Origin of the sequence: Devosia sp. (assembly GCF_028290645.1) — a bacterium.
Taxonomy (GTDB): domain Bacteria; phylum Pseudomonadota; class Alphaproteobacteria; order Rhizobiales; family Devosiaceae; genus Devosia_A.
This window is the reverse complement of sequence record NZ_JAQGJL010000027.1, coordinates 1-9,553: the sequence shown is the minus strand read 5'-3', so window position 1 is coordinate 9,553 and position 9,553 is coordinate 1. Positions and strand designations below refer to the sequence as shown.

At 65.7% G+C, this 9,553-nt stretch carries 12 protein-coding genes; 6 read left to right on the top strand and 6 right to left on the bottom strand.

The window, feature by feature from the left end; genetic code table 11:
• On the bottom strand, positions 1 to 556 hold a 556-nt coding region (locus JWQ89_RS01775; RefSeq protein WP_299637886.1), incomplete at its 3' end, for a phosphoribosylaminoimidazolesuccinocarboxamide synthase.
• Between the two features lie 281 nt (positions 557 to 837).
• Between JWQ89_RS01775 and JWQ89_RS01770 the strand changes: the two genes are divergently transcribed.
• A complete protein-coding gene (locus JWQ89_RS01770; protein WP_299637885.1) occupies positions 838 to 1,161 on the top strand; it encodes a DUF1476 domain-containing protein in 324 nt (107 codons plus the stop codon).
• 8 nt (positions 1,162 to 1,169) lie between these two features.
• Here the strand turns inward: JWQ89_RS01770 and JWQ89_RS01765 are convergent, their stop codons facing one another.
• Genes JWQ89_RS01765 through rpe form a run of 3 tightly spaced genes read right to left on the bottom strand, consistent with a single transcriptional unit; the run spans position 1,170 to position 3,757 of the window.
• Positions 1,170 to 1,718: an alpha/beta hydrolase gene (locus JWQ89_RS01765; protein ID WP_299637883.1), complete on the bottom strand. Its 549-nt coding sequence runs from the start codon at positions 1,716 to 1,718 to the stop codon at positions 1,170 to 1,172.
• Positions 1,719 to 1,722: 4 nt separating this feature from the next.
• On the bottom strand, positions 1,723 to 3,045 hold the full coding sequence (gene purB / locus JWQ89_RS01760) for an adenylosuccinate lyase (protein ID WP_299637882.1): 1,323 nt from the start codon (positions 3,043 to 3,045) through the stop codon (positions 1,723 to 1,725).
• A gap of 34 nt (positions 3,046 to 3,079) precedes the next feature.
• A complete protein-coding gene (gene rpe, locus JWQ89_RS01755; protein WP_299637880.1) occupies positions 3,080 to 3,757 on the bottom strand; it encodes a ribulose-phosphate 3-epimerase in 678 nt (225 codons plus the stop codon).
• 315 nt (positions 3,758 to 4,072) lie between these two features.
• On the opposite strand from rpe, the gene JWQ89_RS01750 reads away from it, so the two are divergent.
• Entirely contained in the window at positions 4,073 to 4,810 is a 738-nt protein-coding gene (locus tag JWQ89_RS01750; RefSeq protein WP_299637878.1) for a cytochrome c biogenesis protein CcdA, read from the top strand.
• 105 nt (positions 4,811 to 4,915) lie between these two features.
• Positions 4,916 to 6,121, top strand: coding sequence for a GNAT family N-acetyltransferase (locus JWQ89_RS01745; protein ID WP_299637876.1), 1,206 nt, complete (start codon positions 4,916 to 4,918; stop codon positions 6,119 to 6,121).
• Between the two features lie 38 nt (positions 6,122 to 6,159).
• On the opposite strand, the gene radC is transcribed toward JWQ89_RS01745, so the two are convergent.
• Both radC and map read right to left on the bottom strand, forming a co-directional pair.
• Entirely contained in the window at positions 6,160 to 6,882 is a 723-nt protein-coding gene (gene radC, locus JWQ89_RS01740; RefSeq protein WP_299637874.1) for a DNA repair protein RadC, read from the bottom strand.
• A 3-nt stretch (positions 6,883 to 6,885) separates the two neighbouring features.
• Positions 6,886 to 7,716 carry a type I methionyl aminopeptidase gene (map, locus tag JWQ89_RS01735; protein ID WP_299637873.1) on the bottom strand — a complete coding sequence of 277 codons (831 nt, stop codon included), beginning with the start codon at positions 7,714 to 7,716 and terminating at the stop codon, positions 6,886 to 6,888.
• A gap of 177 nt (positions 7,717 to 7,893) precedes the next feature.
• On the opposite strand from map, the gene JWQ89_RS01730 reads away from it, so the two are divergent.
• The 3 genes from JWQ89_RS01730 to JWQ89_RS01720 all read left to right on the top strand — a co-directional run.
• Positions 7,894 to 8,667 (top strand): molybdopterin-binding protein, encoded by a 774-nt coding sequence (locus JWQ89_RS01730; protein ID WP_299637871.1) that lies wholly within the window; start codon positions 7,894 to 7,896, stop codon positions 8,665 to 8,667.
• Positions 8,668 to 8,729: 62 nt separating this feature from the next.
• Positions 8,730 to 9,227, top strand: coding sequence for a xanthine phosphoribosyltransferase (gene gpt / locus JWQ89_RS01725; protein ID WP_299637869.1), 498 nt, complete (start codon positions 8,730 to 8,732; stop codon positions 9,225 to 9,227).
• On the top strand, positions 9,227 to 9,553 hold a 327-nt coding region (locus JWQ89_RS01720), incomplete at its 3' end, for a hypothetical protein (RefSeq protein WP_299637868.1). The genes gpt and JWQ89_RS01720, both read left to right, overlap by 1 nt.

Below are 9,553 nucleotides of genomic sequence, written 5' to 3'. Positions count from 1 at the left end.
CGTCATAGAGCCGGCCGCACTCGATCTTGAAGTCGACGAGCTGGATGCCGACGCCCATGAACAGTCCGGTGAGGAAGTCGTTGACGCGAATGGCGAGCGCCATGATGTCGTCGAGTTCCTGCGGCGTCGCCCAGCCGAAGGCCGTGATGTGCTCTTCGGACACCATCGGGTCGTTGAGCGCGTCGTCCTTGTAGTAGAACTCGATGATCGAGCGCGGCAGCTGCGTGCCCGGCTCGAGGCCGAGGCGCTTGGTGAGCGAACCGGCCGCGACGTTGCGCACCACCACCTCCAGCGGAATGATCTCGACTTCCTTGATCAGCTGCTCGCGCATGTTGAGGCGGCGGATGAAGTGGGTCGGGATGCCGAGGCTGTTCAGCTTGGAGAAGATGTACTCGGAGATGCGGTTGTTGAGGACGCCCTTGCCGTCGATGATCTCGTGCCTGGCGCCGTTGCCGGCGGTAGCGTCGTCCTTGAAGTACTGGATCAGCGTCCCGGGCTCCGGACCTTCATAGAGAGTCTTGGCCTTGCCGTCATAAATTTTCCGGCGACGGTTCATAGGAGCCCTGCCTCTTGGACAATGTGGGGAATTGCGGCGTTCATGCGCCACAATGGCCCGGCAATGCAAGCTATTTCACCGGGTCGCCAAGGGCTGCGCAACCCTTTTGCGGAGACCTGCGCCAGCAAGAAGACGCCGTCCTCCGCATCCAATCCAGGGTAGCCCCGTTTCCGTCCTTGAGCAAAAGCCGCGACGGCCACCCGTTGATTTGAACGGCCGTCCAGCTTATGTCCGAACCAATCGAGGGCGCCCGGATGCGGGCCGAAATGCGGAGAGCTTAGATGTCGGGATTCAGCGATCGCGAAAAGGGTCAGGAAGCGAAATTCGCCCACGACTCGGAACTCCGCTTCAAGGCCGAAGCGCGCCGCAACAGGCTGCTCGGGCTGTGGGCCGCCGAGCACATGGGGCTGAGCGAAGAGCACGCCAAGCAGTATGCCGCCGAGGTCGTAGCATCCGACTTCGAGGAAGCCGGCGACGAGGACGTGTTCCGCAAGATCTCCGGCGACCTCAAGGCCAAGGGCGCCTCGGTGTCGGACGACATGATTCGCCAGAAGATGGCCGAACTGGTCGGCGTGGCCCGCGAGCAGGTGCTCAACGAGGGCTAAGCGCCCCACTAGATCCTCTGCATCAGCCGAGTGAACATCAGCAGCCCCTCCGGCCACGGGCCGTGGCCGGAGTCGACGTTGATGTGGCCGGCTTCGCCTGCGAAGTGCAGTTCCGAGCCCCAGGCGCTGGCGAGGTCGGCGGCGCGATCGGCGGTGATGTAGGGGTCGTTGCTCGAGACGACCAGCAGCGAAGGGAAGGGCAGGGGATCGCGCGGCACGTTGTCGAAGCTGCGGCCCTCCTTGGGAAAGCTCCGGCGTTCGTGGTCCGGGGGCGACACGAGGAAAGCGCCTTTCACCTTGCCGGCGGGGAAGCGCGGTGCGGCATGCACCAGCGCCGAGACGGCGAGCGAGTGCGCCACCAGCACCACCGGGCGCCTGGCGGCTTCCACTGCCTCGACGATCGCCGCGGTCCAGTCCCGGACGTCCGGGTCGTCCCACTCGTCCTGCTCGACGATGCGTCCGGTCGAGAAGCGCTCGGCCCAGCGGCGCTGCCAGTGACCCGGTCCGGAATTGCCGAGTCCGGGCAGGATCAGGATATCGACGTCCGCTATCCTCACCGCGTCAGACCTCCGGTCCGAACACCCGCTCGAACAGGGCGTCGACGTGCTTCAGGTGGTAAAAATCATCGAACATGGCGTCGATGTCCGAGGCCGAAAGCTGGGCGGAGACCTCGGGATCGGCCTTCAACAGCTGGGCGAAGAGGCCGGTGCGATCGCCGCGGGCCTGCCAGACCTGCATGGCGTTGCGCTGCACGGCCGCATAGGAGTCCTCGCGGCTCATCCCGGCCTGGGTGAGGGCCAGTAGCACGCGCTGCGAATTGTGCAGCCCGCCGAGCAGGTCGAGGTTGCGCTTCATGTTCTCGGGATAAACCAGCAGGTTCTCGATCAACCCGGTCAGCCGGTTGAGGGCGAAGTCCAGCGTCACGGTGGCATCAGGGCCAATCATCCGCTCGACCGAGGAGTGCGAGATGTCGCGCTCATGCCAGAGCACCACGTTCTCCAGCGCCGGGACGACCATGCCGCGGACCAGCCGGGCGAGGCCGGTGAGGTTTTCGCTCAGCACCGGGTTACGCTTGTGCGGCATCGCCGACGAGCCCTTCTGGCCGGGCGAGAAGTACTCTTCGACCTCCAGAACCTCGGTGCGCTGCAGATGGCGGATCTCGGTGGCGACGCGCTCGATCGAGGAGGCGATGACGCCGAGCGTGGCGAAGAACATCGCGTGCCGGTCGCGCGGGATCACCTGGGTCGAGATCGGCTCGGGTTTCAGCCCCAGCTTTTCGGCGACATAGGCTTCGACTTGCGGATCGATATTGGCGAAGGTACCGATCGCGCCGGAGATGGCGCAAGTGGCGATCTCCTCGCGCGCTGCGAGGAGCCGGGCCCGGTTGCGGGAGAATTCGGCATAGGCCTCGGCGAGCTTGATGCCGAAGGTGGTGGGCTCGGCGTGGATGGCGTGGCTGCGGCCGATGGTGATCGAGTACTTGTGCTCCTTGGCCCGCTTCTTGATCGCCGTGAGCACCCGGTCAATGTCGGCGAGGAGAATGTCGGAGGCCCGGGAAAGCTGGACTGCGAGGCAGGTGTCGAGCACGTCGGACGAGGTCATGCCCTGGTGCAGGAAGCGGGCCTCGGGGCCGACGATCTCGGCGACGTGGGTGAGGAAGGCGATGAGGTCGTGCTTGGTGGTGCGCTCGATTTCATCAATGCGATCAATGTCGAAGCTGGCTTCGCCGCCCTTCTGCCAGATGATCTCGGCAGCTTGCCTGGGAACGACCCCGAGTTCCGCCAGCTTGGTGGTGGCGTGGGCTTCGATCTCGAACCAGATTCTGAACCGGGTTTCGGGCGACCAGATGGCGACCATCTCGGGGCGGGAATAGCGCGGGATCATAGGCTTGCAGCTCTTTGTTCGCGTAACCGTTGCGTTACGCGGTAACCGCCGTCGCGGCGTTGCGGATGGCCGCGATGCGGCCGGCATAGCTCGTTGGGTCGTTGCCGGAAAACACTGATGTGCCAGCGACAAAGAGGTCGGCGCCGGCTTCGGCCAGGGCCCTGGCATTGTCCACGGACACGCCGCCGTCGACCTCGAGGTCAATTGGCCTTCCGCCAATCAAAGCCCGCGCCTGGCGCAACTTGGCATAGCTTTGGGCTATGAACTTCTGCCCACCGAATCCGGGGTTGACGCTCATCACGAGGATCAGGTCGACATCGTCGATGACATGCTCGATGGCGGAGACAGGGGTGGCCGGATTGATCGCGACGCCGGCGCGCTTGCCCTCGGCGCGGATGGCCTGGAGCGAGCGGTGGAGGTGTGGCCCGGCCTCGGCGTGCACTGTGATCGAGTCGGCGCCGGCTTTGGCGAAGGCGCTCAGGAACGGATCGACCGGGGCGATCATCAGGTGGACGTCGATGAGCTTGCGGGTCAGCGGGCGGATGGCGGAGACGATCAGCGGGCCGATGGTGATGTTGGGGACGAAATGGCCGTCCATCACGTCGACATGGATGTAGTCGGCGCCGTCCGCATCGATGGCGCGAATCTCGTCGCCGAGTCGGGTGAAATCGGCGGAGAGGATGGAGGGCGCGATGCGGATGGGGCGGTTCATGGCAACTCGCTGGTTTTGTCGGATTTTGACGCGTCGCGACCGACAGACACGGCATACACGGGGTGCTTAGCCTTACCGGATGCTCGCCACAAGTCTTGTGCGTGCCGACCCTTACCCCTGACCCCTCCCCCTCAACAGGGGGAGGGAGGCCCCGGCCGCGCAGCTTCAGCTTGCGTCTCCCTCCCCATTCTTAGGGGTGGGGGCAGCACGTTCCGGCTCGGACTGCTGTCCCCTTCACAACCGGGCGAGCGTCCCCCCGTCGCATTGCCTTACGCCGGCAACCCGTTATGACTGCCGGCGATATTCGGAGGCGCAATGGACGGGTTTTCGTTCTGGCTGGTGTTCGGGGCAGGGGTGCTGAGCTTCCTCAGCCCGTGTGTGCTGCCGCTGGTGCCGCCGTACCTCACCTACATGAGCGGGGCGAGCTTCGACCAGTTGCGCGACGATGGCGCTACCGCCGGGGTGATCTGGCGAAAGAGCGTGTTCACCTCGCTGTTCTTCATCGCCGGGTTTTCGATCGTCTTCATCCTGTTCGGGGTCACCGCCACGGCGTTCGGACAGGCGTTCCGGCAGGCGCTGCCGGTGCTGACGCCGCTGGCCGGGCTGTTCATCATTGCGATGGGGCTGCACTTCCTCGGCGTCTATCGCATCGGCTTCCTCGACCGGCAGCTGCGGCATAACGGGCCGGGCGTCGCGAGCGGGCCATTTGGCGGGTTCCTGCTCGGGCTGGCTTTCGCCATCGGCTGGACGCCGTGCATCGGGCCGGTGCTGGCGGCTATCCTCGCGGTGGCCTCGAGCAAGGAGACGGCGCTCGACGGGGCGGCGCTGCTGGGGCTCTATTCGCTCGGGCTCGGGGTGCCGTTCCTGCTGGCCGGCATCGCGATCGGGCCGTTCCTCACTTTCTTTTCGAGCTTCAAGAAGCACCTGGGGACAGTCGAGAAGGTGATGGGCGGGCTGCTGGTGATCACCGGGCTGCTGTTCCTCACCGGGCAGTTCACCCGCATTTCCTACTGGTTCCTCGAAACCTTCCCGATTCTGCAGCAGTTCGGGTAAGCGGGGCTTAACCCTCGCTGCCGAATTCCGCCGGTTCACGCCGAAGTCAACGGCCGATTCACCGCCTGCCGCGATAGTCGCCGCACCTTGGACGAGGACGCGTCGATGGCCGTTGAAGCCCATGCCGAACATGTCGTGCCTATCCGCCCTCCTCGCTCGACGGGGGTGGTGACAGCGAAGCTCTCGCATCGGCTCGACGAGGTGGCGCCGGTCTGGGCGGCCCTCGAAGCCGGCCAGATCGAGTCGCCGGGGCAAAGCTCTGCGTTCATCCTGTCCGGGGTCGCAGCGCTCGGCATCGCCGAGGCCGATCAGTTCTACCTGACCGCCGAACTGGATGGCGAAGCCGTAGCGCTGCTGCCGCTGTGGCGGCACCGCGTCAAGGGAGCCCGGCTGCTGTCGTGGTTCCCCGGGCCGCACGTCGGATGCAACGCCCCGCTGGTCGACGCGGCGAGGCTGGCGCGGCTCGGCCCGGTCGAGCGAGCGGCGCTGTGGTCTGTGATGCTAGAGGCGCTCGAGGGGGCGGACCTGGTCTATCTCAAGGCGGTGCCGCAGCTGCTCGTCGACGGCGTCGATGTCTTCGCCGAGCTTGGGGAGTCGATCGAAGCCGAGACGCTCTATCGCGCCCAGTTCGCCAGCTGGGATGAGGCCAACACCACGCAGCGTTCGAAATCGCGAAGGAAGCACGATCGCCAGCAGGGGGAGCGGCTGGAGGCGCTGGGCGAGGTGGGCTTCGAGGAGGTTCGAGGCGGTCCCCAGGCCCTGCCGATCCTCGACACCATGTTCCGCCAGCGGGCTGCGCGCTTTGTCGAAATGGGAGTAGTCGATCCCTTCACCGAGCCCGGCGTGCGGGCGTTCTATGACGCGACCCTTGCCCCTGACTCCCGGGTCGACGTCCGGCTGCACGTCCTGCGGCTCGACGGCGAGATCGTGGCCATCCGCTACAACATCGCCTATGGCGATCGCCAGTTCTGCCTCATCAGCTCGATGAGCGACGACCCGGCAATCCAGACCGGCTCGCCCGGAAAGCAGTGCCTGCTCCGGGTGATGCAGACCGTGTTCGACGCCGGCTATCGGGTCTTCGACATGGGCGCCGGCTTCACCGACGAAAAGCGCCACTGGTGCAACGTGAAGCTCCCGGTGCGGCAGCACTACGTGCCGCTGACGGCGCTGGGCATGGTCGCCGCCAAGGGCCACCTTGGCTGGCAGGTGCTGCGGCAGCGGATCAAGGCGAACAAGACGGTGATGGCGGCGGTGAAGGCGGTGCGGGGAAGTATGCTGAAGGCGAAGAGCGCAGCGCCGGCGGAAGACTGAACCGGCGGTGGGGGTCCACGGCCACCGGCCTGACGGTCTTAGATCAGCTTCAGCCCCTTCATCGACGCATGCCCGCTCTTCCCGATGATGATGTGGTCGTGCACCGTGATTCCAAGCGGCCGGGCCACGTCATTGATCTGCCGGGTCATTTGCACGTCGGCGGAAGACGGGGACGGGTCACCCGATGGATGATTATGGACAAGGATCAGCGCCGTCGCGCTCAGCTCCAGCGTGCGCTTGATCACTTCGCGTGGGTAGACCGGGGTGTGGTCGACGGTGCCGGTCTGCTGCACTTCGTCGGCGATCAGGCGGTTCTTCTTGTCGAGGAACAGGATGCGGAACTGTTCGACATTGTTGAACGCCATCTGGGCGTGGCAATAGTCGATCAGCGCCGTCCATGAGCCGAGGATCGGCAGGTCGGGCGTCATGCGGTCCTTGGCGAAGCGCTGGGCCGCCGCCTGGATGATCTTGAGATTGGTGGTCGAAACCTCGCCCAGCCCCTTCACCTCGGCCAGGCGCGCCGGCGGGGCGCCGAAGACGCCGGAGAAGGAGCCGAACTTGTGGATCAGCTCCTTGGCAATGGGCTTGGTGTCCTTGCGCGGGATGATGATCTGCAGCACCAGCTCGAGCAGCTCGTAGTCGGCGAGCGCATCGGCGCCGACCGCGAGGAACTTCTGCCGAGCACGTTCGCGATGGCCGAGATAATGGGGAGCGGCGGCCTCGCCGAGTCCCTCCGGCGATGGCTTCTCCCCCTGGCTCATCGGCTAGCGGCGGGCATCGAGGGGGTTGAACAGGCCGCGCGGCGAGAGCGTGAAGATCTCGACGCCGGTCTCGGTGATGCCGATCGAGTGCTCGGCCTGGGCCGAGAGCGTCCGGTCGCGGGTTACGGCGGTCCAGCCGTCGGCAAGGATTTTCACATGCGGGCGGCCGAGGTTGATCATCGGTTCGATGGTGAAGATCATCCCCGGCTTCAGCGGCACGCCGGTGCCGGAGACGCCGAAATGCATGATGTTGGGCTCGTCGTGGAACAGCTGGCCGACGCCGTGGCCGACGAAATCGCGCACCACGCTGGTGCGCTCGGCTTCGGCAAGCGCCTGGATGGCGGCGCCGATGTCACCGGTGGTCCGGCCGGGGCGGGCGGCGGCGATACCGGCCTCGAGGCTCTGGTAGGTGACGTCGATCAGGCGCTCGGCCTTGCGGCTGATTTCGCCGACCGGGTACATGCGGGAGCTGTCCCCGTACCAGCCGTCGACGATCAGCGTCAGGTCGATATTGACGACGTCGCCCTCGCGCAGCGGCCGCTCCTCGGGGATGCCGTGGCAGACGACGTGGTTGATCGAGGTGCAGATCGAGTGGCGGTACCCCTTGTAGAACAGGGTCGCCGGGATGGCGCCGTGATCCTGCGCAAACTCGTATGCAAGCCGGTCGAGCGCCGCCGTGCTGACGCCCGGCTGCACCGCAGCGACGAGCAGGTCGAGCGCCTCGGCGGTCAGCCGGCCGGCCTTGCGCATGCCGGCAAACCCGGCTTCGCCATGTAGGGGGATCACCCCGGACGTGCGGCGGCTCTTGGTCTCGGCGTCGACATAGGTGATCATCGGATACTCCGTTCCGGAGAGGAAAATAGGCGTTCAGGCAGCTGAATGGAAGTGCGTTGGCTTGGGCGATTCCATTTGGCAAGGCTGTGGCAATCGACGCGTCGGCCCTCCCGGATTGCTTGACGTTTCGGGCCGAGGTGAGGCAATGCATTGTGCCTCGCAAATGCCGGGGCATCCATGCCATCGCCTGACACCGTCACCGCCGCCCTCGTCGTCATCGGCGATGAAATCCTGTCCGGCCGGACCAAGGACGTGAATATCGGCGCCACGGCAGATTTCTGCACCGAGCTCGGGATCGAGCTGCGCGAAGTGCGGGTGGTCTCCGATGTCGAGGACGAGATCATTGCCGCGGTGAATGCGGTGCGGGCGCGCTACACCTACGTCTTCACCACCGGCGGCATCGGGCCGACGCATGATGACATCACCGCCGACGCAATCGCCAAGGCGTTCGGCGTCAAGCTGCCGATCAACGACGAGGCGCGGGCGATGCTCGAGGCGCGCTGGAAGCAGAGCGGCATCGAGGTCAACGAGGCCCGGCTGCGCATGGCGCGGATCCCCGAGGGCGCCTCGCTGATCGTCAATTCGGTGAGCGCGGCACCGGGGTTCCGGATCGGCAACGTGCATGTGATGGCCGGGGTGCCCAAGATCATGCTGGCGATGCTGGAGGCGATCGCGCCGACGCTGACCGGAGGGCGAAAGGTCAAGTCGGTGACCATCCGGTGCGGGGTGGGCGAGGGGACCATCGGCGGGCCGTTCGGGCGGCTGCAGGAAGAGTTCCCGGACGTGAAGATGGGCAGCTACCCGCAGATGGGGCAATCGGTCGTCATGACCGAGCTGGTGCTGCGCGCGACCGACGAGGCCCGGCTCGCCGAGGCGGCCGGCCGGGTGCGCGAGATGGTGGCCGAGGCGCATCGGGCGGCCGGGCTGCCGACGGATGTCGACGTCTATTGAGTTTTCCGCGCCGCTTGGGCGCGATCGGGATCGAGGCGGCCTCAGTCGCACAGGAGAATGAAGTGAACCAGTCGACGCAGAAATCCTTCCCGGTGACCTGGGACCAGTTCCACCGCGACAGCCGGGCTCTGGCCTGGCGGCTGCAGGCGCTGGGTCCGTTCGATGCGCTGGTGGCCATCACCCGCGGCGGACTGGTGCCGGCGGCGATCGTCGCACGCGAGCTCAACATCCGGGTGGTCGAGAGCGTCGCGGTAAAGAGCTACGACCACCAGAATCAGAGCGGCATTAAGGTGATGAAGCCGATCGCCCCCGAGCTGCTGGAGAAGGCGCGCAATGGCGGCAAGATCCTGATCGTCGACGACCTGGTGGATACCGGCGCCACGGCGCGCGTGGTGCGCGACATGCTCCCGGGCGCCCACTTCGCCACCGTCTACGCCAAGCCCAAGGGGCGGGAGATGGTCGACACGTTCATCACCGAGGTCAGCCAGGACACGTGGATATTTTTCCCGTGGGACCTGGACGTGGCTTATGTACCGCCGATCTCGGGCGCGACGGATTGATGACTGAGGCGGAGCTGGTAGCTCGGCATGTCAGCCTGGACGGTGCACTGCATTTCCGGATCGAGCGATACGAGGACGGCCGCCTGGCGTTGGGCTTCGAAGAGTCGCAGTGGCATGTCCACTCGGACATGCTTGAGCCCAAGGGACGTTCACCCGAGCAGGTCGCGCTCGCACTTGCCGACGATCTCCTCAACGACCGCCTCGTCATCGTCATTCAGACGGGCGAGGGAGACGATCGCTATTCAATCCTCGACACGATTGAAGATGAACTCGAGTTCTCCGGAACCTACGCACGCCTTGAGTTTCGATTCTGGAGCGGTCTACGG

Coding starts and splice junctions, on each gene's coding strand:
- JWQ89_RS01770 (WP_299637885.1), top strand. CDS start 838: ATGTCGGGATTCAGCGATCGCGAAAAGGGTCAGGAAGCGAAATTCGCC.
- purB (WP_299637882.1), bottom strand. CDS start 3,045: ATGATCCCGCGCTATTCCCGCCCCGAGATGGTCGCCATCTGGTCGCCC.
- rpe (WP_299637880.1), bottom strand. CDS start 3,757: ATGAACCGCCCCATCCGCATCGCGCCCTCCATCCTCTCCGCCGATTTC.
- JWQ89_RS01750 (WP_299637878.1), top strand. CDS start 4,073: ATGGACGGGTTTTCGTTCTGGCTGGTGTTCGGGGCAGGGGTGCTGAGC.
- JWQ89_RS01745 (WP_299637876.1), top strand. CDS start 4,916: ATGGCCGTTGAAGCCCATGCCGAACATGTCGTGCCTATCCGCCCTCCT.
- radC (WP_299637874.1), bottom strand. CDS start 6,882: ATGAGCCAGGGGGAGAAGCCATCGCCGGAGGGACTCGGCGAGGCCGCC.
- map (WP_299637873.1), bottom strand. CDS start 7,716: ATGATCACCTATGTCGACGCCGAGACCAAGAGCCGCCGCACGTCCGGG.
- JWQ89_RS01730 (WP_299637871.1), top strand. CDS start 7,894: ATGCCATCGCCTGACACCGTCACCGCCGCCCTCGTCGTCATCGGCGAT.